At 41.3% G+C, this 24,292-nt stretch carries 16 protein-coding genes; 9 read left to right on the forward strand and 7 right to left on the reverse strand.

Annotation, left to right across the window (positions count from 1 at the left end):
- Window positions 1-21 precede the first annotated feature (21 nt).
- Entirely contained in the window at window positions 22-2,796 is a 2,775-nt protein-coding gene (locus ACFI4Z_RS05510) for a collagenase (RefSeq protein ID WP_462669694.1), read from the forward strand.
- 74 nt (window positions 2,797-2,870) lie between these two features.
- Here ACFI4Z_RS05510 and ACFI4Z_RS05515 read toward each other — a convergent pair whose 3' ends face one another.
- A complete protein-coding gene (locus ACFI4Z_RS05515; RefSeq protein WP_462669695.1) occupies window positions 2,871-6,008 on the reverse strand; it encodes an efflux RND transporter permease subunit in 3,138 nt (1,045 codons plus the stop codon).
- A complete protein-coding gene (locus tag ACFI4Z_RS05520; protein WP_462669696.1) occupies window positions 6,005-7,174 on the reverse strand; it encodes an efflux RND transporter periplasmic adaptor subunit in 1,170 nt (389 codons plus the stop codon). Before ACFI4Z_RS05520 ends, ACFI4Z_RS05515 begins: the two co-directional genes overlap by 4 nt.
- Window positions 7,175-7,305: 131 nt before the next feature.
- On the opposite strand from ACFI4Z_RS05520, the gene ACFI4Z_RS05525 reads away from it, so the two are divergent.
- The 4 genes from ACFI4Z_RS05525 to ACFI4Z_RS05540 all read left to right on the forward strand — a co-directional run bounded on the left by ACFI4Z_RS05525 (window position 7,306) and on the right by ACFI4Z_RS05540 (window position 12,088).
- Window positions 7,306-8,139, forward strand: a complete 834-nt coding sequence (locus ACFI4Z_RS05525; RefSeq protein ID WP_462669697.1) for a nicotianamine synthase family protein — start codon at window positions 7,306-7,308, stop codon at window positions 8,137-8,139.
- Window positions 8,139-9,362, forward strand: coding sequence for an MFS transporter (locus ACFI4Z_RS05530; protein ID WP_462669698.1), 1,224 nt, complete (start codon window positions 8,139-8,141; stop codon window positions 9,360-9,362). Before ACFI4Z_RS05525 ends, ACFI4Z_RS05530 begins: the two co-directional genes overlap by 1 nt.
- Before the next feature lie 11 nt (window positions 9,363-9,373).
- Window positions 9,374-9,826 carry a hypothetical protein gene (locus ACFI4Z_RS05535; RefSeq protein ID WP_054204175.1) on the forward strand — a complete coding sequence of 151 codons (453 nt, stop codon included), beginning with the start codon at window positions 9,374-9,376 and terminating at the stop codon, window positions 9,824-9,826.
- A 123-nt stretch (window positions 9,827-9,949) separates the two neighbouring features.
- The gene (locus tag ACFI4Z_RS05540; protein WP_462669699.1) at window positions 9,950-12,088 is read left to right on the forward strand and encodes a TonB-dependent siderophore receptor; all 2,139 of its coding nucleotides are present in this window, start codon (window positions 9,950-9,952) and stop codon (window positions 12,086-12,088) included.
- A gap of 60 nt (window positions 12,089-12,148) precedes the next feature.
- Here ACFI4Z_RS05540 and ACFI4Z_RS05545 read toward each other — a convergent pair whose 3' ends face one another.
- The 5 genes from ACFI4Z_RS05545 to ACFI4Z_RS05565 all read right to left on the reverse strand — a co-directional run bounded on the left by ACFI4Z_RS05545 (window position 12,149) and on the right by ACFI4Z_RS05565 (window position 19,263).
- On the reverse strand, window positions 12,149-13,159 hold the full coding sequence (locus ACFI4Z_RS05545; RefSeq protein WP_462669700.1) for an ABC transporter ATP-binding protein: 1,011 nt from the start codon (window positions 13,157-13,159) through the stop codon (window positions 12,149-12,151).
- Between the two features lie 14 nt (window positions 13,160-13,173).
- A complete protein-coding gene (locus tag ACFI4Z_RS05550) occupies window positions 13,174-14,673 on the reverse strand; it encodes an ABC transporter permease (RefSeq protein WP_462669701.1) in 1,500 nt (499 codons plus the stop codon).
- Window positions 14,673-15,713: an extracellular solute-binding protein gene (locus tag ACFI4Z_RS05555; RefSeq protein WP_462669702.1), complete on the reverse strand. Its 1,041-nt coding sequence runs from the start codon at window positions 15,711-15,713 to the stop codon at window positions 14,673-14,675. Before ACFI4Z_RS05555 ends, ACFI4Z_RS05550 begins: the two co-directional genes overlap by 1 nt.
- The gene (locus tag ACFI4Z_RS05560; RefSeq protein ID WP_462669703.1) at window positions 15,713-16,525 is read right to left on the reverse strand and encodes a hypothetical protein; all 813 of its coding nucleotides are present in this window, start codon (window positions 16,523-16,525) and stop codon (window positions 15,713-15,715) included. Before ACFI4Z_RS05560 ends, ACFI4Z_RS05555 begins: the two co-directional genes overlap by 1 nt.
- A 263-nt stretch (window positions 16,526-16,788) precedes the next feature.
- Entirely contained in the window at window positions 16,789-19,263 is a 2,475-nt protein-coding gene (locus ACFI4Z_RS05565; RefSeq protein ID WP_462669704.1) for a hypothetical protein, read from the reverse strand.
- 67 nt (window positions 19,264-19,330) lie between these two features.
- Here ACFI4Z_RS05565 and ACFI4Z_RS05570 point away from each other — a divergent pair, with 67 nt between their 5' ends.
- The 4 genes from ACFI4Z_RS05570 to ppiC all read left to right on the forward strand — a co-directional run bounded on the left by ACFI4Z_RS05570 (window position 19,331) and on the right by ppiC (window position 24,270).
- Window positions 19,331-21,082 carry an MFS transporter gene (locus ACFI4Z_RS05570; RefSeq protein WP_462669705.1) on the forward strand — a complete coding sequence of 584 codons (1,752 nt, stop codon included), beginning with the start codon at window positions 19,331-19,333 and terminating at the stop codon, window positions 21,080-21,082.
- A gap of 19 nt (window positions 21,083-21,101) precedes the next feature.
- Window positions 21,102-23,456, forward strand: a complete 2,355-nt coding sequence (ygjK, locus tag ACFI4Z_RS05575) for an alpha-glucosidase (RefSeq protein ID WP_462669706.1) — start codon at window positions 21,102-21,104, stop codon at window positions 23,454-23,456.
- 75 nt (window positions 23,457-23,531) lie between these two features.
- A complete protein-coding gene (locus tag ACFI4Z_RS05580) occupies window positions 23,532-23,948 on the forward strand; it encodes a thiol-disulfide oxidoreductase DCC family protein (protein WP_462669707.1) in 417 nt (138 codons plus the stop codon).
- A gap of 43 nt (window positions 23,949-23,991) precedes the next feature.
- Window positions 23,992-24,270, forward strand: coding sequence for a peptidylprolyl isomerase PpiC (gene ppiC / locus ACFI4Z_RS05585; protein WP_462669708.1), 279 nt, complete (start codon window positions 23,992-23,994; stop codon window positions 24,268-24,270).
- The last annotated feature ends 22 nt before the right edge of the window (window positions 24,271-24,292 follow it).

Here is a 24,292-nt window from a genome sequence, read left to right on the forward strand (position 1 = left end):
ACTAATAATCAAAGGTAGAGTATGAAAATTAATACACTGATTCTGGCGTTACCGATATTGGGCATGAGTTCAATGGCATTGGCTGACAAAGTGGGGGAGCGAACATTTAAACCTCAGGCAGCCGTTGTTGAGCGTGTGCATCATCACGGTGTTGAACAAAACCATAACGAAAAAGCACCCATTGCAAAAGTGCAGAGCCAACCGCAGCTTTTGAGCGCGCGTATGATGACAATGCAAGCCACGGCTGTTACATGTGATTTGGATGCATTAGCAACTGCGAGTACATCAACCATTATTACTGAAGTTAAAAACCAAGGAACATCATGTATTAATGAGTTATTTAGTGCCTCATCGTCAATACAAAGTCAGGTGTTTACGTCTGATAAAATGTTTGCTGTTGCAAATCATGCAAAGTCACTCTCACAGACTTATACTGGCGGCGGAAATGTTGAGTTAGAAGCGCTATTTTTGTACCTACGTACCGGTTTTTATACTGAGTTTTATAACGACAATGTGAGTTTTGCTACTTGGGTAACCCCTGCTGTTGTTGATGCCATTGATGCATTTGTTGCCAATAGTCACTTTTATGACGATAACGATGGCCACGGTAAGACACTTAATGAAGTTATTATTACTATGGACAGTTCAGAGCAACAGCATCGTTACCTCGAAGTTGTTAAACAATGGTTGAGCCGTTTTAATGAAAGCTACGCCGCTAAGTGGAATGTACGCAGTGCAGTGAATGGTATTTTTACCCTGTTATACCGTGGTCAATGGAATGATCAATTTGTTACGGCAGTCGGCAAAGACACTGATTTAGTGATAAAGCTCAATGCGTTTACCCAAAAACAATGGATGATCGGATCAGACGCGCAGTACCTTATTGTTAATGCAGCTAGCGAGCTTGCTCGGTTAAAGCAATACGCAAACACACCGATTCAAAGTACTGTAGATACTGGCTTAAATGCTATTTTTTCAACGTATACTAGTTTTGGTTATGGTGATGCTGTTTGGCTCGCGGCAGCTGACTCGGTAAGTTATTACGCAGATTGTAATGATTATGGTATTTGTGGGTTTGTGGATAATCTGATAGGTCAAGCGCTGTCACAAAGTTATAGCTGCAGTAGCACGATTAAAATTCGTTCGCAAAATATGACTGCTGCGCAGCATGCTGCCGCGTGTGATGCAATGGGCGCTGAAGAAGGGTTGTTTCATACAAAACTGGCCACCAATAACACTCCCGTTGCTGATGATAACAATAGCTTTTTACAAGTTAATATTTTTGATAGTAGCGACGATTACGGTAAATATGCAGGGGTTATTTTTGGTATTAATACTAATAACGGTGGTATGTATTTAGAAGGTGATCCGTCTGTTGTTGGCAACCAAGCAAACTTTATTGCTTATGAAGCCAGTTATGCAAAAGCCGATCACTATGTGTGGAACTTAGAGCACGAGTATGTGCATTACCTAGACGGTCGTTTTGACTTATACGGCAACTTTAACTCGCCAACAGAAGATATTGTTTGGTGGTCTGAAGGGGTTGCAGAGTATGTGGCTAATTTAAATGATAATGATGCCGCAAAAGCAACCATCAGTGATGGCTCTCGTTTTACACTCGCGCAAATATTTGCCACTAATTATGATGGGTTTGATCAAGACCGTATTTATCGCTGGGGTTACCTCGCTGTGCGCTTTATGTTTGAGCGCCATAATGATGAAATCAACGCTATGCTAGCACATACTCGAGTTGGTGATTGGAGTGCATATAAAGCTAAAACAGTGCAATGGGCTAACAGCTACGAAAATGAATTTGTGCAGTGGTGTGACGATTTAGTTGCCGGTACAACGACAAATCCACCGCCAGTTGCGCAAATTAACGGGCCTTACTTAGGCACTCAAAATAGTGAAGTAAGTTTTACTAGTAATGGAAGCAGTGATAGTAATGGCACAATCACAGATTACCTATGGGACTTCGGTGATGGCAGCAGCGCTAACCAAGCAAATCCTACCCATGTTTATACCAGTTCGGGTGAGTACAACGTAAGCTTAACAGTCACCGATAATCAAGGTGCAAGTCAAACAACAACAACAACAGCGACTATTGAGCAAGATAGTAGTGTTGGAGAGGGTGTTTTACAAAATAACCAAACGATTAGTGTCAATGGTGCACAAGATGAGCTGCAATATTTCACTTTTGCTGTGCCACAAGGCGCAACTGACTTAGCCTTTGTTATCTCAGGTGGTACGGGTGATGCTGATTTATATGTCAGTTACGAAGTAGTACCGACAGAAACTCTATTTGATTGTCGCCCTTACGTTGGTGGGAATGAAGAGCAGTGCACTATTAACCCAGTACAAGTCGGTACCTACAACGTAATGCTTAGAGGTTACAACACATTTGAAAATGTTCAATTAACGGCCTCTTACACTGAAGTAACCTCAAATGTGCCTGATGTATGCGCAACGCAAGGTAGCCGAAGCAATGGCCGCTTAAATGATGGCGAAGTGATTTGCTTGGGCAACAGCGATCCAATGTGGTTTAGTATTGCTGATGTGCAAAGCCAAAGTGGTATTGCAATTACAACGGCCAATGGAGCTGGTGATATCAGCTTAAGCTACGCTGCAAGTGGCTGGCCAAATGGTAGCAATGAAATTGATGTGTCGACTAATAGCGGTAACAGTGAATGTATATATATCACCAATCAAAGCGAATATTGGGGTTATTTAAAAGTATCAGGCAATAGCACAGGTGCAAGCCTAGTCGTTGACTTTAACAGCGGTGGTTGCCGTTAAAGTGAAACCAATAATTTAATAAAAACCCACAAAAAGCCCATGTAAATGGGCTTTTTTGTAGATTTTTTAAATAGTTAAAATGCCTTTAATAGCTGTAGTTTAATTGCTTTTGCACCTTGCTGCGGTATGGTTTTAAGCTCATTCGCAATATAAAGTAAGCAAGGCAAAAGAATCAAAGACGTTAGTGTGGCAAATAGCACAGCAAAACTTAATGAAACAGCCATTGGGATCACAAACTGTGCTTGTAAACTGCTTTCAAACATCAAGGGTAATAAACCAATGAATGTAGTGAGTGATGTTATTAAAATTGCTTTAAAGCGAGCGGCAGCACCTTGGCAAATTGCTTCATTTAGAGGCATTTTATTACGCAGTTGGTTGACTCGTGTTAATAGTACGAGAGCATCGTTTATAACGACGCCAGATGCGGCAACTATGCCAAAAATCGACATCATACTTAGTGTATACCCCAGCAGTAAATGCCCATACAACGCGCCTGCCGTGGCAAACGGTATAACAAAAATAATCAGGAACGGTTGGCTATAGCTCTTCAGTGGTATTGCTAATAAGCTATACACCATTAATAACGCGATTATAGCAAACGAAGTGACTTGGCTTTGTTCTTGTTGCTGCTCCTTTAAATGTTCACCTAAATCAAAAGACACATCAGGGTAGCGGGCTTTTATAGCGTGTAATATTTGGGTTTCAATTGCTAAATGTATCGCTTTTGTTTGCGGCTTTTTACTTGGAACAATAAACGCAGAGACATTAAATGTTCTTCTGCCTTGTTCTGTATGAATTTCATGGCTGCTTTGCGTTGTAGTGAGTGTTGCTATCTCTGAAAAAAACACTTGTGAGTGCTCATTTACACTAATAGGTAGGTTATTTAAAGATGAAAAAGATTGGCGTTCGTTTAAATCCCCTCGAACCATAAATCGGACGGTTTGTTGTTGTGTAACAACTCGCTGTACCTCAATACCATAAAAGTAGGCAAATACCTGTTTAGCAACTTGGTTTGAAGTTAGCCCCAAATGGCGTCCTTTAGGTGTTAGCTGAATTTTCCATTCTTGCTGATTTGTGTTTAAGTTTGATGTTAATTGTGTGATGGCATCATGTTCAGATAAAGCGGTACTCAAATCTAAAGTGGCAGCAGTTAGCATACTTAAATTATCGCTATATAATTGATAGCTTAGTTCAGGCTTTTGATTAATATCAATAACATCAGATTCAATGGTAATTGCTTTAACGCCAAGTAGCGTCGGCATCGCAGCTTGCCAGTGACGTGCTAATTCAAATGCGTCAAAGGGGCGCTTATCTTCATCAACCAAGGGGGCGAGCACTTCGCCCTCGGTATCATTATCGAGCCAAATGTAGGTGTCTTTTACCAGCGAACGCCCTGAGATTTGCTGTGTTTGTTGCTCTACTTGTAAAACCATTTGTTCTATACTTTTAACAGCATGCAATGTTTGTTGATGCGACGCATTGTTATCCATTTGAATATGGATAGATGGAAAATCATGCGGAACTTTAGGTACGGCAGTAAAGCCAATTAAACCTGTTTTTACAAGTAAAATAGCGCCTGCTAAAAATGCAATAAAGAGCATTAATACTGGATACCTAAAGTGAATAATATGCTTTAAGACTGGCACAAATGTATCCGCTAGCCATTGATTAAAGGCGTGATCAAACTTTGTTCTCCAGTGGGTTTTAGAAAGAGGCTTGATAGGGCTATGAGCAAGGTGTGCGGGCAAAATCATTTTGGATTCTATCAAACTAAAAAATAAGCACAGTAGAGCAACGCCCGCAATGGCGATAAATTGCCCTGAGTTAGGGCCTGTGCTAAACATAAATGGCATAAACACAGCCATTGTGGTGAGTACACCGAATGTAGCAGGGGCAACGACCTTACTAGCCCCTGTGATTATATTTTCAACATTATGGCCGTAATCGGTTGTTTCGTTCGCAGCGCTTTCACTAATAACAATGGCATCATCTACCACTATGCCTAACACCATAATAAACGCAAAAAGTGATACAACATTAAGCGTTACGCCGATAAACGGCATTAACCAAATAGCGCCTAAAAAGCTAACTGGCAAGCCAAGCATTACCCACATGGCCAAGCGCACCCGTAAAAATAAACTCAATACAATAAAAACTAACAATGCCCCTTGGGCTAAATTGTTTAACATCATATTAAGTCGTCCTTCTAAATAGTAGGTGGTGTCGACTAATTGGTACAAAGAAAACCCCGCAGGCAGCAGAGGGGTTTTATACGCTAAATAAGATTGTACACTTTGCGCCACGGCGGTAATTGACTGTGACTCATCGGCTAAAATACGCATATAAAAAGCATTTTTGCCATTTAACTTTGCTAGGTGCAATTGCTCAGTGAGTGATTTTTTTATAGTGGCAATATTGCCTAATGTGAGTAATTCGCCATGCTCAGTATTCAATATTGGCAGGGAGTTTAAGCTCGCTATTGTTTCTTTTCGGGCTGGCATTTGTAGATTGATTTTGCCATTTTTAGTAGCAATTTGACCTGCACTGATATTTTTCGAATGTTGACTAATAAGATCAGCAATGTCCTGTAATGATAATCCGTAGCGTTGTAATTGATAGCGAGTTACCTCTATTGAAAACTCAACATCGGGTAAGTTTGTTGCTTGTACGTGACTAATTAGGTCTCGGGCTAACAACTCTCTTTTAATATGTTCGCCAAACTGCTTTAAAGCGAGTTTATCGTCTGGCCCGGTTAGTACTAAGCTTACTGCATTTTGTAACTGCGGCTTATTTTGTAAAATGATAGGTTCCATGGCTTTTGGTAAATCAGCGATGGCATCTAATTTGTGTTTGATTTCATTGAGCCTTTGCTCACTGGATTGATCTGCGTATAAAGCAATGGTCATACTGGCGCTATGTTGCCTAGCTTGGCTTTGAACTCGTTTAATGCCCGCTTGGCCATTGAGGGCGTGCTCTATTTTGGCTACGACCTGTTCTTCAAGCTCTTTTGCAGAGGCACCAAAATATTGAATTTGTATATGGATCTCAGGGTTTTTAGCTATTGGGAACATTTGTCTTTGAATACTGTTAAAGCTTAACAATCCCATCGCAATAATAAATAACATCAATAAGTTAGCAACCAATGGGCGATGACAAAAAAAAGCGATCACACTGTTTTTATAAGGTGCTGCTGGTGTGTGCTGTGTCGTCATAGTGAGTTGCCCTCAAGAGGGGCTGTCGCTAGAGCTGAGTTAATGACATTTACTGCCATGTTTTCTCTTACAATTTCAGGGCGTTTATCGACTAAAATAATTGATTCATCGCTAGGTAGTTGAATCATTAAATTGTGTTTTTGCATGTTTAAGATTTCAACGGGGATTGACTCTAAGGTATTGTTTGCAGACAAAGCCCATATACGGCTATTAGTAACCATATGTTGTGCCACAACTGCTGCATTCTCAAAGTGTCTTGTTGGTACAGAGACGTGTACAAATTCACCAAATTCGATTCTTTTTCTTTGATTAAGTAATCCGTAGGGATCCGTAATTTCAACAATATAAATAGCGCTACGAGTTGAAGAAGAGCGCGTACCAATACTGCGTGTTAAGCGGCCAGTATGAATAACATGATGATGGTTAATAATTACATTGTATATTGGTAAACTTGGTAACACACTTAATTTGTTATCTGCAATGGCAATATGAACCTCGGCTTTAGCAACATTAGCTAAACGCCCCAGCGTTTGCCCTTGACTGATAACCTGACCAAGGCCTACTGCGCGGTTTTGAACGAGTGCGTCGTAAGGTGCCCTATATGCACTACGGGCAAGGTTTGTTTGTGCAATTTGCAATTGTGTTTGTGCGGCAAGTAATAAAGCTTTGGCACTTTTAACTTGCGGCTCTCGTTTTGCAAGGGGGTTGGTAGAAGGCGTATTAGCAAGTAAAAGCGTGGCTTTGGCAACACTTGCTTTGGCTTTTTCTTCTTCAAGCTCTGCGCTGGCTTTTGCAACTTTAGCCTCCGCGAGTGTCACCGCGGCCGTTAAATCAAATGGATTAAGTTTGATCAACACAGTGCCTTTTTTAACGATCCCTCCATCAATAAAGCTCGGATGTAAGTAGGTTACTTTCCCTGCAACTTCAAAAGCAATATCAGTGTTTTCGATTGGTTTTACAACGCCTGATAATTCAAGCTTAGTATTCATCAATTTAGGCGTTATGGGCGTTACACTTATAAGTGGCAAAGGCTTAGCTGAAGAGCTAGTTGGCTCACTTTTTGCCTTTGGTGAAGGAGTCATAAAATAGCCAACTAATGTAATCAATATAATTATTAAGAGTGTTAAAAACCATCGTCCTTTGATGCCGTACAACATTTTGAGCATAAAAATTCATTCCTTTTTGTATAATCAAGGACCCTTATTAAATACAGGGAAACGCTTGTAATTGCCTATTTTGATATGTTATAACATTTTTATTTAGTTAAGTGTAACAATTTTTCCTAAATTAGGTATGTATGTCTCAAACAATTTCACCCTATCAACATGCGTCGCAAATTTGTGATGTATTTCAATTGATTAAAAATATAAATATGGATTCTTTTGAAGCGCCGAACATGGCATTGTATGAGCGCTTCATGGCTTTACTGTCTAATCAACAAGATGAAAAATTTGCTAACCAAGTTTTAGCTGAACCTTGCCTCAGTGCAATTAAAAGTGAGATAGCGTCACTTTTTGCAGCCGCGTCGGGGCGCTATGAACATTACTGGGCGCAAAAATTACTTGCCTCTACAACGCCTATCTCAACCTTAGAGTCTGATTACCCTTGGTTTAGTCACTACCAAAGAGCGGTTGGTTTAGAGTCAAATGCTATTTATGCCTTATCAGGTAAGCAAAATCTAAACGTATTAATGGCTGGCAGTGGGCCGCTGCCTATTACGTCAATGCTCCTTTCTCAGCAAGGTATGAAGGTGAGCAATCTTGACATTGACGCACAGGCATTAACCGTTGGTGAGCGTGTGCAAAAACATGTTTACCCACAGCAGAATCAAAAATTTAGTTGTGCAGATATTTGTGAATTTGAAGACCTTGAACAGTTTGATGTAGTGTGGCTGGCTGCATTAGCGGGGTCAAGCGATGTAAAAAGGCAAATATTATCGCATTTATTTACGCGCATGCGAGCGGGAAGTTTTGTTGTAGTAAGAACAGCATTTAATTTACGTCAGCTACTTTACCCCAGTATTGAGTTGAGTGATTTAATGCCTTTTACTCCTAAATTAAAAATTCAGACCTATAGCGATAATTTTCATTCTATTTTGATCGCGCAAAAGCCGTTTGAAGAGCAACCTTAATGCACGCATTAGCACCTTTTCGTGGATTAACCCCTGAGTACAAATTGATGCTGTTTGCTGCATTTGTATTTAACTTGGGTTTTTATATGTTGATCCCATTACTGAGCCATTATTTTGCAGAGAACTTACTTTTGAGTGCCACATTGATCGGCATCGTCATGGGGGTTCGCTCGTTTTGTCAACAAGGTTTGTTTTTAGTCGGTGGTGTGTTAGCTGACAAGCTTGGTGTTAAGCGATTGATAATAGCGGGGTGTTTTTTACGAGCAGTCGGTTTTTTACTGTTTTTATGGGCCGATCACATTGTTGTTTTGTTTTTAGCTGCATTTTTGACGGGCTTTGCGGGGGCATTGTTTACACCTGCTGCCCAAGCTTATTTTGCACATGCGCAAGGGATCAGTAAAGCAAACATGTTTGCGCTCGTTGGTGTTGCAAGAAACGCTGGCGAGCTGCTTGGTCCTGTGTGCGGTTTATTATTAATTTCAATGAGTTTTGGTTTACTGTGCGGCGTGGCTGCGTTTCCTTTTTTATGTTTTGGTATCGCGTTTATTTATTATTTACCAGCGGCAAAAAAATCACAAAAAAGTGCAGGGCTTAATACTCATGAATTAATTAAAACAGTGTTGGGCAATCGTGCATTTTTACAACTTTGCGCAGTGATGATTGGCTACTTTATGCTGATCAACCAAATCTCATTTGCGATGCCTATTTTTTTAGGTCAATTAGATATGCCGCTGCATAGTGTAACTTGGTTATTAAGTATGTGCGCATTGATTTCAATCCTAGTACAACTCCCGATTACCGCGCTGACTGAGCGTATTAATAAAGATTCTCTGTTTATTAGTTCAGGGCTTGCATTGATGGGGAGTGGTTTTTTAGTCATGTTATTTGAAGTCCAGAGTCAGTGGCAGCTATATCTTCAATTGGGGCTGTTAGCTTTATTTTTTAGTGTAGCAACTGCAATGAGCTTACCGCTTATTATGAAACAAATTGCGAACTCGGCACCGCCAGAAACGGTGTCTACTCACTATGGATTCTTTTACTTGTTTGCAGGTTTTGGATTAATCATAGGCAGTGCTTTAGCTGGTTATGCCTTAGATTTAGAGCAACAAGTACCGGGCTTAATTTGGTATTTATTTGCTTCAATAGGAGGAGTCAGCGCACTTGCACATTTATATTTAAGCTCGCCAAATAAAGAAGAAAAGCTAAACACATTCAACATTTAAAAGGATAATTTATGCAACAGTTAAATACACAGCAACAACAGGCTCTGATGTCTGATTATTTGCAAAAAGGCTGGAAACAAGAAGTGATGGAGTTTTCATCCGTTCACCTTGAACCTGGTTATATCAAAGGCTTAATAGATGTTAAATATTTTCAAATGCCAGGAGATGGCGAGTTTCATTTTAGTGCGCAAAGCGCAATGATTTGGATTTCGCAGCTAGGGATAATATATGGCTGTTGGGATAATCAATTAGAGACCAAAGCAGGTGAAGTGTATTTGAGAGATATTGATCTTAAGTTTAAACGTACGATTAATAAAACAGAGCAGGTGAGTTTTGAAGGTTTTTTCCCTAAACACTGTAAAAAGAAATTATCAGAGGATTTAGTGTATTACAAAGATGCAAAAATAATTGTTGAATCTGGCGCGTTTATTGGCAGTGCAAGCTTTATGGTGCCTTTAAAATGAAGTGTAAGTATATTAATTTTAAACAGCGAAAGAACTAATCTATAAATAAGCTCTTTACAATATGGGTACAGCAAGTGTTATGATATAACAAATCTCGAACGTTATATTGTTAAAGGAACTACAATGCACTTTTCTCTTCGCTCATTTAAACTTTGCTCCCTCCACCTAGGGGTTGCACTGAGCTTATGCTCAACTGCAGCCTACGCAAAACAAGACGAATCACTCGAAATAATAGAAGTTACAGCAAAGCGTCAGGCTTATCGTGGCAACTTTGATGTACTGGAAACACCTGAAGCTATCTCTGAGATAAACCAGCAGTTAATCGAAAATACCGGTGTGACAGGCTTAACTCAAGCGTTGGACCTATCAGCATCAGTATCAAGACAAAATAGTCTTGGCGGCTTATGGGACAGCTTTGCTATACGCGGCTTTTTTGGTGATGAAAATGTACCAAGTGGCTATTTAGTCAATGGTTTTAACGCAGGGCGTGGCTTTTCAGGGCCCAGAGATTTATCAGGTATTGAGCGGGTTGAAGTACTAAAAGGTCCAAAAGCGGCTCTTTATGGTCGAGGAGAACCTGGAGGGACAATTAATTTAGTCACTAAAAAACCAACGTTCGAGCAGCAAGGAAAAATAGCTCTAGAAGTTGGAAACCGTGATAAACGCCGATTTGAGGCTGACTATAGCGGTGGTTTAACTGAGCAAGCAGCTGCGCGTGTTATCGGCTATTATGAAACGGGTGATAGCTTTCGCGATACCATTGAAATTAACAAAAAAGGTGTGATGGCGTCAGTTTTATTTGAGCAGAGCGATCGCTCCGTATGGCAATATGAATTAGAAGCTGCACGTCAAGAAATTCCTTTTGACAGGGGAATATTAGCCCTAGGTGGCGATTTTGATATGATGCCAATCGAGCGCTTTTTAGGCGAGCCCGACGATGGCGCTACAGTTACAGAAGTACTTGGACACCAATTGCAATGGCAATATGAGTTTTCTAATGATTGGTACTTAAATTCGGGTTTAAGCTATCGCTCAACACGCTTAACAGGCACATCGAGTGACGCAGAAGTATCTCCCGCGAGACAAAAGCTGTATTACAATGGTCGTACGCTAACACGTCAAAGACGTCAGCGTGATTATGATACCGATCAGTTTGTGATCCGTTCAGAAGTGTCTGGGCAATTTGATACCGGCTCAATTGCACACGAACTAATAGTGGGTGTTGACTACGATTTGTTTGATTATGACCGTGATTACCGCGTTTACCGCTCCCCTGCGTTATCTACAAATCCAACGAATGAACAGTTGCATGCAATTGATATTTATCAGCCGCTTTATGGACAACATCCATTACCTTCGCCTATTCCGGCAATTGTAAGAGTGCAAGAACAAATTGCGACAGGGTTATACCTGCAAGATCAGATGCGTTTAACTGATAATTTACACCTTAGGCTTGGTGGACGAATTGACCGTTTAAAGCAAACACTTGATGATAAAATTACAAATTTTGATGCTGAACAATCTGAAACTCATTTTAGCCCTCAAGCTGGTGTGGTCTATGAATTAAGTGATAGTTGGTCTTTATACTCAAGTTATGGCGAAGGTTATCGTCTGAACTTTGGCACAGATGCAAAAGGCCAAGGTTTTAAACCAAATGAAACTCAATCTTCAGAAATAGGCACTAAATTTAATCTGCTCGATAATAACTTAGGTGTTACGTTTGCTTATTTTGATAGCACACAAAAAAATATCATCGTCGCAGATGCCGCGAATCCAGGCTTTCACACTGCTATAGGCCAAGCCAGCAGTACAGGCTTTGAGTTTGATGTAACAGGGCAGTTACCAGGTGATATTGATATGTGGTTTTCTTACGCATACATTGATGCGCAAGTAGACAAAGATGCAAAAGATACTGGTTTAGGTGTTGCTTTAAAACGAGGTGACGAGCTGCTTAATATTCCAAAAAATAGCGCAAGCCTACAAATTAGCAAGCAATTCTCAGTGGTTGACCGTGCTTTAACTCTAGGCGCGGGTGCTAATTATGTAGATGAGCGTTTAGGTCAACGAGGTTCTGATTTTTATTTACCATCGTATACTGTGGCAAATATGTTTGCTAAATATGATTTAACGCAGCAATTTGAAGTGAAACTACAAGTCCATAATCTGTTTGACCGTAAATATTTCCCTAACTCATACACACAAATTTGGGTACAGCCGGGCGAGCCTCGATCAGTTGATTTTAGCGTTAGTTATCAGTTTTAAGTTTAGTTTTTTTTGAAGCTAAAAAAGCCCATGAAAATGGGCTTTTTTATTATGCAGGGTTCAGCGTTTATATACCGCTAATGGATGAGAGGTGCTTAGCGATACATGTACATTATCGCCCGGTCGCACAATAAGCTCATGGCTTACGCGACTGGTGACAATGGTTTTACACGCAAGTTCGATGGCGCATAATCGGCTGGTCCCTTCAAAACGAACCCACACAACAGTGCCATTACTGCCTACGTCACTTTGTACTAACACCACATCATCAGGTCGTAATAAAACGTCTACATCACCTTCTTCGGTATCAATAGCATGTGCAGGTACATTGCCTATCGCAGTGGTTGCTTGGTTATTGGCAAACTGCCCCGGGATAAAGCTGGCTTCCCCTAAAAAGCGCGCCACAAACCGTGTTTCAGGTAGGCTAAAGCAACGCTCAGGCGTATCAATTTGCTGCACGTTACCCGCTTGTAAAATACCGACACGATCACCAATAGATAGTGCTTCTTCTTGATCGTGAGTCACCCAAATGGCCGGTACGCCCGCTTCTTTTAACGCATTACGAATATCCCAACGCAACATATCTTTGAGGGCAGCATCAAGATTTGATAAGGGTTCATCTAATAGTACAAAGTCAGGCTGGTGGGCAAGTGTTCGTGCAAGTGCCACACGTTGTTTTTGGCCACCAGAAAGTGTTGCCGGTTTTTTTTCAACAAATGCCTCAAGGCCAAGCAATTTGATCCAGTGATCGGCAATGGTAGTGTCTTTTAACCGAAAGCAAATATTTTGCTTTACCGTTAAATGAGGGAACAAAGCAAAGTCTTGAAACACCATGCCCACACTGCGCTTTTCTGGTGGAACAGTGTGTTTAGGCGTTGCATGCCACGTGCCCATTTTAATGTTGCCTTCACTAATTGGAATAAGCCCAGCGAGCGCTTGTAATATTGTACTTTTACCACACCCTGTGGGGCCAACAAGCATGAGGATTTCACTTTTTTCGAGCGACAAGTTAAGGTTGCTCACAACACGGTTACTGCCGTAATCTATAGACAACTGACTTACAGATAACATTATTATTTATATCCTCAATGATCGAGTTGCTGACGTTTTTCGCCAGACATCATGATAGCTAAACCACAGGCAGAAATCACCACAAGCAATAAGCCAGGAATAGCGGCGCGGCCAAAATAGCCCGCTTCATAGACTCGCCACAAATAAGTTGAGAGGGTTTCAAACCCAGTAGGACCAAGTAAAAGCGTGGCTTCCAATTCGCGCATTGATTCTAAAAACACCAGTGCCGCACCCGCTACAATTCCACGCATTGTTAGGGGTAATGTGATACGCGTAAACGCTTCACGAGGGCTTGCGCCAAGTACTCTGGCTGAGTTTACTAAACTGGGGTCGAGGTGCTCAGTGCTGGTTCTTACTGATCCCACAGCGAGAGGTAAAAAACGCAGCATATAGGCAATAATTAATAGCCCCAATGTTTGGTACAAAAATGGCAATTGTAAGCCCCCATAGACCAGCGCGGTGCCCATCACGATGCCCGGAATACCAAAGCCAAAATAAGTTACGCGTTCCATCACTTTGCCTGCTTTTCCTGTGAGTGCGGCATGTGCAACCGGAATGGCGACAATAACTGCAACTACCGCAGCAATCGCAGAGGCGTAAGCAGAGTGCCACGCAATGCTAAAATCAAAACTGCTTAAGCCATCGCGCGCCAGCCAAAGTGAAAAAATGGCCAGAGGTAGGCCTATTGCAAGCAAAAGGATAGGAGCAAACATGGCAAACATCGCGGCTAATTGCCATTTTTTAGGAAATAAAATTAAGGGGCGACCATGACGCTCACTGGCTGTTTTTATTTGCGATTCGATCAGTAGTAAAAAGCCAACAATGACCATTAACTGTAAAGACAACATGGCGGCACGGCTTAGCTCAAATGCGTTGTATTCAACATAAATGACGCGCGTAAATGTATCAAGTCGCATCATCGCGGGGGTGCCAAAATCAGAGAGTGTATATAAGGCAACAAGCAATGAACCGGCGGCAATACCGTTCACTACCCGCGGTAAAATAACCTTAAACACACTTTGCGTCATCGACATGCCTAGCGTACGTGCCGCATTAACCATACTCGCATCAAGGCTAAGTAGGGCTGAACGGGTTGTCATCATCACAAAAGGAAATGTGTATAACGTCATGACAATCGCTGCGCCGCTCAAGCCATCCATTGCAGGCAATTCAATACCAAGGAGGTTATGTATTTCACCCCCTGTGCCAAATGCGGCATACAAGGTAAATGCGCCAATGTAACTTGGAATGGCTAACGGGGCGGCAAAAAAAACAAGCCAACACTTTTTAAAAGGCAGCACAACATAGGCACTTATAAAGGCCAGCGGTACGCCAATTAAAATAGAGCCAAGTACTGTTAATAGCATTAAAGATAATGTATTGCCAAGTATGGTTAAATGATGGCTATCAAAAAAAGAACTGGCATCAGAGGCCAGCGTAATTAAAATAAAAACAGGTGTCAGTGTGATAAGCGCTGCAAGCAGCGCCATCGGGTAGGAGGCTGGTAATCGCATTAAAGTACGCCGCTATTTCGCATCAAGTCTATGGTGGGTCGTAAATCAGCTAGCTGAGTTAAATCAATTTTTGGTGGTGAAATAGCCGCGAAAGAAGGCAGTCCTTCTGGTTGCGCTACGCCGTTAACCAAAGGTATTTCATAGGCTTCTTGTGCTAAATAACTTTGCACTTGGGTGCTTAATAAGTAACGCATAAAGTTGGTTGCCAGTGGATCTTGGTTTAAAGCCAAAATACCTGAAGCATTGACTAAACAGCCCGCATCTTGCTCGGTGAAGGCTAAATCAAGTTTTGCATCAGGCTTCCCAGATTTTAATCGTAATGTGTAATAGTGATTGGCAAAACCAATATCCACTTCACCACGCTCAACAGCCATAACTACACCTAACTCACCCGCATAGGTTTTGGCGCGCTGTTTGGTTTTTTTAAGCCACTTAACGGTTTTAACATCGCCTTCAATTAAACGCATTGCAGTAACGAATGACTGGAATGAAGAATAAGCGGGTGCCCAGCCTATACTTAAATCGCTGTCTGCAATATCCATAATACTTGTAGGAATTTGTTCTTTCGTAAGCCTTGCTGTATTAAAAGGCAGGGTACGCACTCTTCCCGTTACGGGTGCCCAATCTTTGTAGCGAAACTGCGGTTGTAATTGTGCCGCTAAATCGCTAGGCATAGGTTGTGCAAGTCCTGCATCAGAGACTAAACCAATAGCCCCTGAGTCAACAGCCCAAAACAAATCGGCACGTCTAATGCCTGCTTTTGCTTCGGCAACAATGGTATTTGCGAGCGCAGCAGTTGGGCCGCGACGTATTGCGAGCTTGAGATCGGGGTTTCTCTTTTCGATTGCTTTGAGCACATCTTCATATAACCCGCCTTCACCACGGCCTAAATAAAGCGTAAGTGCTCCTTTAAGCTTGGGTAAATCCTCGACTGAAACCGGGTTTGCTGCAGTGGCGGCAAATGCTTGAGAGAGTGACAACGGGAGTGCTCCCATTGCCCCTATCGCAGCAAGGCCTTGTATAAAGGTTCTACGCTCCACTAAAAAACATCCTTACGTGTTTTTTCGGCTTTCTCTATCAATGCTTTTGCACGGTCAAGTTTGGTCTGCATATCCGTGATTACATCACGCACTTGGTCCACTGTTTTATTGTCTGAAATGGCTTTTGGTAGTGTGACGTTAAAGTCTTTTTCAAGCACTTCTACTAGATTTGCATCTTGTTCAATCAATGTGCCTTCAATCCCTTCAAAAAGGTGTAAGTAGGTATCGTGAACAATGGTAGTTGCTTCATCGCTTAAACGCTCTGCATATTTTGCCACAACGCGGTCAAGTTTATGTTTGATTTCGTCAACTGTGGCGCTTTGTGTCATGTTTTCTGTTGCGGTTGTTTTAACGGCATCTAGCACGCCTTTTTGTTGAAACTTTGCCGCTAATTTAACGGCACCAAGGCCTTGCCATAAAGCAGCATTTAATGCGGTTTGTTGCGCGCGTACGTCGCTTGCAGGCTTGTTGTTATCAATCGCCATTTTGATGCCATACAGGCTCTGCCAAATTGATGCGTAAACAGGTACGTAATTGGTTTCAATTGCGCTATGAAATTTAACTGATTCCCAGTATTCAATTAAATCATCGCTGTTAATTGCTTTTGCACCTTTAGCCTCATAGTTGCTTACTAATGTATCTACTTTAGCAACCATCCACTCTACTTCTTCTGAGTAATCTTTAATATTAGCTTGCAGGTGATTTACATGTTCACCGATTGGACCATTGGCGTAAGCAGGTTGTGTAACAAAGGTTGACACTAAAAGGAGACTAACACCTAAGGTTGTTGCTGATTTAAATAATGCATTCATGAAGGAGATCCAAAATGTAACTGTAAATGATAGCCATTATCATATCCGTAAAAATAACCAAAATCAATAAATCAAAAAAGGCATTTAGCGGTAATTTTGTTATTACTTTTGGGCATTTAAGCAGTGATACGCATCCAGGTGAGCTGGGGATTATCTATCTGAGTGAAAAAGAATCTAAACAGACGTATTTTAAAAAGTGAACGCCCTTTATTATTTTCATAGTAAAGGGCGTTATTTAAATAGACCGTTTTAAGGAGGGTTACTTAATTTAAATTGACCGTTTCTATTAAACGAATTGCTTCACCATCGACATCCAAAAGCGCCGTTATAGTGATAAGTTGTGGTTGATTCGTTGGGGTAACTTCAAACTCATATTTTTTTTGCTCATATGGTGCAATGACCACCTCGTGTTGTTGTGTGTTGTTTGCACTGAGTTGATTAAACGCATTGGTATGTAATGTAATTGTCCCAGACGTTTTTCCTGAATAAGGCCCTGTAAGTCCCGTTGTAAATAGCCTATTTCCGTTCTCGTTCTTTTGGTGAGATACACTCAATTCAACCCCGTTAAACGGTTTCACCGTATTGTGCAATGTTGCTTTTGCCACAAGCGATTGCCAGTACAGCGTTTTGTTGACGGTTACTGTGTGTGCGTTTTCATCATGTGGCAGCGCAATGGTGTGAACGCTTGGAGCCAGAGTTTGCTCTAACATAGCAATGTCAGTTACACGACCAGAGCGTGATTTAAGCTCAACTTTTGCAGAGAGTTTTACATCAAATTCGCTGGGGTTTTCAACGTTTAAAAAGGGTTTTGCATGGTGGTATTCAATCGTACTACGTACACCTGATAGCGTATTAAACCCGTCGTGATTGAGTGTATTTTGATAATCTTTGGCAACCTTGATAAGGGAATTTTGCACTTCAGTATGTAAATCAGCCTTGGGTATTTTAGCCATCAATTGGCTTAATTCTTCATCACACCGAGTTAGCTGTGTACTGTGTTGTTGGCAGGTTTTAAAAACACGTTCGAGTAAGTCATAGTCTTTGAATAACCACGGGTTTGTCAGTGACGCATTAGTAGTTAGTTGTGTGTTGCCTGCTCGATGCGTGTATAAATAGGGCGTCACTGTGTGGTTGTTGTTTTTACTTAACAAGCTTATTTTTTGTGCATCAAGCTTTTCTAACTGTGTGCTATTAAGTGGCAGGGTAAAATGCTGTTCAATTACATTATTGTTCAGCTCTGCGTTTAATTTTATGGCTATATGGGTATCAGTTAAAGAAAAGTTGAGCCCTAAAGTATGATTTTGTGCAAGTGCGGCTTTTATTGCAGGTGAAAGTGCAATGCTTTGTGGTTTAAGACCTTTAACGTGGTTAGCACTGATCATTAAGCGCTGGGCATCTTTAACAATAAATTTAAGTAACTGATCATCTTGGGGGTTCTCCTTGCCAATAAACGAGGCACGAAATTGTTGGTTTTGTTCACTGCGCTGACCTTGTAAAGCAAAACCTATTTCGCCTCTGTTTAATTGAGCTGGCTCAAAATTAAGCAGGACCGAAACATGGTTCTTATCATTTACTTTGATTAATTTGTTTTTAACAGGCGCAGGAAAGTCCATAACAGGGTGCGTGGCTTGTATTGCTGGATTGATATCTAATCGTGATAGTTCTGTTGCATCTGTATTTCTTAGCCAGTATGCGTTGCCATTTTGTTCCCACGGACCATTAACAATGTGGAAGCTAGGCTGGATTGATTGCACAAAATCAGCAAACCCTTGCTCGATTTTTTGCCAGTCTTTAAAGGTTTTTTTGAGTAAGGTATTTGCTGTTGAAAGTGTTGCCCCACTGTGTGGGTTAGCTAAGCGAAGTTGTTCAACGAAGTAGCCAAAGTATTGAGCACGTTCGGGTGTACTTAAAAGGTAATGTATAATAAAAAAGTTAAGGCCGCGCTTTAAAGCTGGGTCGTCATTTATTTGTTCAATAGTAGGCTCGTTTGCATTGTAGTATTGCTTAAGGCCCGTTTCAATGTAGTTCATTGGGGCACGATCAAACACCATAACAGTGAGTTGTTTTTGCTCCGGGTCATAAACATGATGGGCAATAGAATCCGCTAACCCTTCAGTGATCCAATTAGGCGCCCATGTTGAGTGGCCGTTTAGTGCCATGTGAAATGCATGCATGGTTTCGTGAATAACAATATAGCGTTGATGGTGTTCACGGTGACTTGGAAAGTTATATCCCGCACGATTATAAAACATGGTTTCGCCGCCTGCAGTTTTATGAACACCACGTAAAAAGCCATCGTCCAGCATCGCTTCTCGCACTCTGGCTCGTGAGCTGCCATAAACCACAGCAATACGTTGACGCTCAATATTTGGGGGCGCCATTCCAAAAAGAGCCACATAATGCGGGTAGGCCATTTCTAATAGCTCAAGGTATAAAATCACTTTTTCTTTTGGTAAATCACTTTTCAATGCGAAATGTTTACTGACCCACCAGTCATACCCTCGGCTGTTGCCAATTTTGCCATCACTGTATGTGTAGGGAATTGTTTTGCCTAAAAATTTAACATCCATTGATCTTAATGTGCTGGTGTAACCTTGCACATTAAGATCTACATTTAAGTTTGTCGCTGTTTTTGTAGTATGTTGAGTGCTGGGTTGGCTATCAATAGACTGATTATCAGGCATTGGTTGGCAGGCTATAAGTGTTGTGAGCACGAGTGTGAGTAATAAATTTTTCATGTTCTGGTTGTTTTATTTGTATATTGTATGCAATATAAAATACTGCGTTTAATTTGAAAAGTAAACTATGAATAATAATCAACAATTACAATCATCAGCACAGCATTCACAAATAGCCGAAAACAAAACTGGATGGCGTGGGTTTGGGCTAGCGTTTTACATCGCTAATACGATGGAAATATTTGAACGTTTAGCATGGTATGGCTTTTTTGCTGTGTCGTCGGTATACATGACAACCCCGGTTGCACAAGGTGGAGTGGGCTTTAATGATGCCCAACGCGGTGCGATTCAGGGGATTATTCCGTTCTTTTTATATCTTTTGCCTGTTGTAACAGGGGCGTTTGCAGATAGGTATGGTTATAAAAAGACGTTTTTTTGCTCATTTATTTTAATGGCGCCCAGTTATTATTTTTTAGGCCAAGTAACTGACTTTAATTCGTTTTTTATGATCTTAATGTTGGTGGCCTTTGGCGCAGCGTGTTTCAAACCTGTGGTAGTGGGCACAATAAGTCAAAGCACCAATGACACTAATCGCGGGCTGGGCTTTGGTATTTTTTATACCATGGTGAATTTAGGCGGGTTTATTGGGCCGCTTGTCGCGGGGTATTTACGCGCTATTAGCTGGGATGCAGTATTTATAATGTCGTCAGCGTGGATTTTAATTAATTTTATACCACTTATTTTTTATCGCGATACAGTGAAAGACCCGCAAAATAACAAAGGATTTGGGCACGTTCTCCAACAAGCTCAACAAGTATTAGGAAATAGCCGTTTTGCACTTTTGCTATTTATGAGTGTAATTATTTTAATGACCGCAGGTGTGAGTTGGTTAAGTTACCCACAGGCGTTTTCGCTCATTGCGGTTTGGCTGGTTTTAAATGGCCTATGGGACAAAGTGGTATGTAAGCAAAATACTAAAAAGTGGTACTTGCAACGTGTAAATGTGAGCAACCGTAACTTTGCACTCTATTTGGCTGTGTTGACAGGGTTTTGGACTGTCTACAATCAATTATTTTATACCTTACCTTTATTTATTCGCGATTACACAGATACACAGGATTTAGTGGCCTTTTTAAGCTACTTTGGTCAAACAGCGGTTGATTTTTTTGCGTATGTAGATAGCCAAGCGCTCAGTCAAAAATTACACGACCTTGCAGCAAACTACGCAACCACGACAAGTACAAATGTTGATTTAGAGGCAATCCGATTAGAGTTGGTTCACTTAAAGGTCAATGTGCCTGTTTCTGAAATTGCGCTATTTATCAATCAGGCTAATGCGGGTGGCTTTACTTTAGAGCAAACTAAACAGCTGGGTGAACAATGGCTTGTTTATCGCCAAATAAATCCTGAGTATTTAATTAATTTAGACTTTGCTGCCATTGTATTATTACAGATAGTTGTCAGCGTAAGATGTCAGCATTTTAAAGTGATCTCGGTATTAATAAGTGGCCTTATTGTGACCGCTGGGGCTTTTTTATTATTGCTGTTGATGAGTTCGGGGCTATTATTAACTCAGTTAGGGGGAGCTGTTATGGTGACGGTGATTCTATTAATTGCCTTTGGTGAAATGCTCACTTCCCCTAAAAGCCAAGAATATGTTGCGAGCATAGCGCCTAAAGGCAGCGCGGCAATGTTTATGGGGTACTATTTTGTATCAATGGCGTTGGGGTTCCTATTCGCAGGCTTTTTGTCAGGGTGGAGCTACGGGTATTTAGTTAAAACATTACATAGCCCCGCACTAATGTGGTTACTCTTTGGCTTAATTGCGTTAGCAACGGGGTTAGGTTTTTATTTTTTAGCGCGTTATAAAAAGGATTAAAACTGTGAAGGTTAACTATGTGACGATACTTGTGCTGGCTATGTTATTAGTGAGTATAAAAACAATTGCAAACAGTGAGCCGAGCTATAAAAATCTCATCAATAGAACGGGCACTCCCTATTACATGCAAGATTTTGAGCGAGGTGGCCACCAACGCTTTAGTCCGCTGTTTGATTTAGGGGCGTGGCATGGCCACTTGTTACCTGATGAAGATCACGCGGGCGGATTTAGTGGCCCCGCTATTGTGACCGAAGAATACCTGAATTTTATTGCACCTTACTTTGAAAAGCTGAGTGTTTATAAAGGTGATACGATAAATAGTGCGAATAAAGTAGAATTAACAATGCAGGCATACAGCCTGCCGGGCGCGCTTGTACAAGAGCTCAAAGGAGAAGGAGTAACGATCACCCTAACGCTTCGCTTTGTAAGTAGTCGTACCTCGTTGGTTAAAACTCACATAAAGACTGAACAACCATTAACCTTGTACTTTGAAGGTGAACTTGTTAATCACCTCAGCGCGAAAAATGGCAAAGCGACTGATCTTCGTTCGCCCTTTAAAGTACACCCTAACTTTTTGCCTAGGTGGAATGTTTCAGCCAACAGCCTAATCCTAAGTTTTGGTAAAGTGCGTGATTTTGGGCATTTACTCACCTCAGGCAGTTCACAGTTACAGCTGCACAAAACACTCCCTGTAAAAACCACGCATGATGATGTGAGCTATTCAAGTCGTGCATATATTGCTAAAAGTAAAACCTTTTTTACTACTTACTCATACCTTCTTAATGAGCAAGAAGAAAAGTCTGAAAAACCTGTTATTGCAGACATTTTAAAGCGGCCTGATTATTATATGAAGCGCAGCAAATTACGTTGGCAAGGTTATATTTACCATGCAACAGAGACTATTGCACCAGATCAAACACAGTACCTAAAGTTAGCAGTAAAAAGCGTAGAAACTTTAATGGCTAATTGGCGAAGTGCCGCCGGTGCTCTTAGTTATGACACGGTGAGCCCCGCTGTTACAGGGCGCTGGTTTTCTGGCAATCAAACATGGCCATGGGATAGCTATAAACAAGCATTTGCGTTAGCGACCTTTAATCCTCAGCTAGCAAAACAGAACCTTAATACCGTATTTGAACACCAAATACTTGGTGATGACTCAATACGGCCATGGGATAAAGGGTTCGTTCCTGATTTAGTTGCTTACAACTTAAGCCCTGAGCGCGGTGGCGATGGTACCAATTGGAATGAGAGAAACACTAAACCCAGTTTGGCTGCTTGGGCTGTTTGGCAAGTGTTCAAACACACCAATGACAGTGAGTGGTTAGCACAAATGTTCCCAAAACTAGTTGCATACCGTAATTGGTGGCTAAGTAATCGCGATCATAACAAAAATGGCTTGCCTGAATATGGCGCTACGGTAGACAAAGCGCATAACAACGCGCAGGGCCAATTAATATTTGCAGTGAAAGAAGAGGCAAAGTGGCACACTCAATATGGTCTAAAACAGTATGAAGCTGTGCGAGCCAAAAATGAAATGGTAAAAATCAAGGTGCCCGCGCAAACAGCAGTCTCTTGGGAATCAGGTCGAGATGATGCGGGGGTTTTTGGCTTCATTAGTCCCCAGCAACTTACTAATTATATTGAACAAGGTGGAAGAGCCAGTGATTGGCAAGTCGACTTTGCCCAAAATATTAACGCGAACGGAACTTTGGTTGGGTACTCATTATTACAGGAGTCAGTTGATCAAGCCTCTTACATGGCCGCAGATAACCGCTTCTTAGGAAAAATAGCTAAACAACTTAATTATCCGCATCAGGCAAGTTACTTTTTAAAACAAGCCACGCAGCTCAGAGACTATATTAATACCTGTATGTTTGATGATAAAACAGGGTTTTACTACGATATTAAAATAGAAGATACACCGTTGAGTAACGGCTGCGCAGGCAAGCCACTGGTTAAGCGAGGCAAAGGCCCTGAAGGCTGGTCACCTTTGTTTAACCAAGTTGCACGTGTCGAACAAGCGGATAAAGTAATACAGGTTATGCTGGACGAAAACGAGTTCAATACGCGTGTGCCATTAGGGAGCGCAGCATTGAGCAACCCAGCCTTTGGCGCTGATATTTATTGGCGTGGTCGAGTGTGGCTGGATCAGCTTTACTTTGGCTTAATTGGAATGAGCCATTATGGGTATTGCACTCAAGCTCAGCAGTTAAGTGAAAAATTATTAGCCAACGCAGATGGCATGCTATCAACTGCCCCCATTCGCGAAAATTACAACCCACTTACAGGCGAGCAGCAAGGCGCACCAAACTTTTCATGGAGTGCGGCTCATTTGTTGTTAATTGCGCAGAATCAGGGGCAATGGTGCCAATAGCAAGCGTTGCTTATTGTGTTAAATTAGTGCATGTTGGCTACCAATCAATATGACGAAAGTGTGGCTATTTAAGCGATGAATGTTCAACAGCTGATTCAAAATAAACACGTCATTTTATTTGATGGCCAGTGTAAGTTATGTGATGCATGGTGTAATTTTATTATCAAACGCGACAAAAAAGCGCGTTTTAAACTGTGCAGTGTGCAGTCACAAAAAGGCCAAGCTGTGCTTAGTTATTTTGATTACTCAACCGATAACGTGAAAAGTATGGTGTATGTTGATCATGAACACTGTTACACACAAAGTGACGCCGTCATTCGTGTGTTGAGCCAATTAGGCTGGCCATGGCACGCAGTGAAAATCCTGTGTTTAATACCTAAACGATTGCGCGATTGGGGGTATGACCGTGTGGCGTTTAATCGTTACCACTTATTTGGCAAATTTAATTACTGTCGCTTACCTCATCGTGAGGATCAACGACATTATTTATAATAAATGATAAAATCAGCGCAGTTTAGTTTAGTAGAGATACATTATGGCCAGCACCGCCCACGCACTTCATATTTTGGTTAAGCACAAAGAGCTTGCCGAAGACATTATCAAGCAACTTAAAAAAGGCGCTAAGTTTCAAGTTCTCGCAAAAAAGCACTCTACTTGCCCGTCAGGTAAAAAAGGAGGAGATTTAGGTGAGTTTAAACGCGGTCAAATGGTGCCACAGTTTGATAAAGTGGCGTTTAATAGTGAAATACTCGAGCCACATTTAGTTAAAACAAAATTTGGTTGGCATGTCATTAAAGTGCTTTATCGTACTTAAATTATTAAAATAAAAAACCACC

It is taken from the genome of Pseudoalteromonas sp. RWi3 (assembly GCF_054960735.1).

Bases quoted from the DNA above. Each gene is read 5' to 3' on its own strand.
- ACFI4Z_RS05530 (WP_462669698.1), top strand. From the start codon at position 8,139: ATGCACGCATTAGCACCTTTTCGTGGATTAACCCCTGAGTACAAATTG.
- ACFI4Z_RS05565 (WP_462669704.1), bottom strand. From the start codon at position 19,263: ATGAAAAATTTATTACTCACACTCGTGCTCACAACACTTATAGCCTGC.
- ACFI4Z_RS05580 (WP_462669707.1), top strand. From the start codon at position 23,532: ATGAATGTTCAACAGCTGATTCAAAATAAACACGTCATTTTATTTGAT.
- ACFI4Z_RS05550 (WP_462669701.1), bottom strand. From the start codon at position 14,673: ATGCGATTACCAGCCTCCTACCCGATGGCGCTGCTTGCAGCGCTTATC.
- ACFI4Z_RS05515 (WP_462669695.1), bottom strand. From the start codon at position 6,008: ATGACGACACAGCACACACCAGCAGCACCTTATAAAAACAGTGTGATC.
- ACFI4Z_RS05520 (WP_462669696.1), bottom strand. From the start codon at position 7,174: ATGCTCAAAATGTTGTACGGCATCAAAGGACGATGGTTTTTAACACTC.
- ACFI4Z_RS05545 (WP_462669700.1), bottom strand. From the start codon at position 13,159: ATGTTATCTGTAAGTCAGTTGTCTATAGATTACGGCAGTAACCGTGTT.
- ppiC (WP_462669708.1), top strand. From the start codon at position 23,992: ATGGCCAGCACCGCCCACGCACTTCATATTTTGGTTAAGCACAAAGAG.
- ACFI4Z_RS05510 (WP_462669694.1), top strand. From the start codon at position 22: ATGAAAATTAATACACTGATTCTGGCGTTACCGATATTGGGCATGAGT.
- ACFI4Z_RS05570 (WP_462669705.1), top strand. From the start codon at position 19,331: ATGAATAATAATCAACAATTACAATCATCAGCACAGCATTCACAAATA.
- ACFI4Z_RS05540 (WP_462669699.1), top strand. From the start codon at position 9,950: ATGCACTTTTCTCTTCGCTCATTTAAACTTTGCTCCCTCCACCTAGGG.
- ACFI4Z_RS05525 (WP_462669697.1), top strand. From the start codon at position 7,306: ATGTCTCAAACAATTTCACCCTATCAACATGCGTCGCAAATTTGTGAT.
- ACFI4Z_RS05560 (WP_462669703.1), bottom strand. From the start codon at position 16,525: ATGAATGCATTATTTAAATCAGCAACAACCTTAGGTGTTAGTCTCCTT.
- ACFI4Z_RS05535 (WP_054204175.1), top strand. From the start codon at position 9,374: ATGCAACAGTTAAATACACAGCAACAACAGGCTCTGATGTCTGATTAT.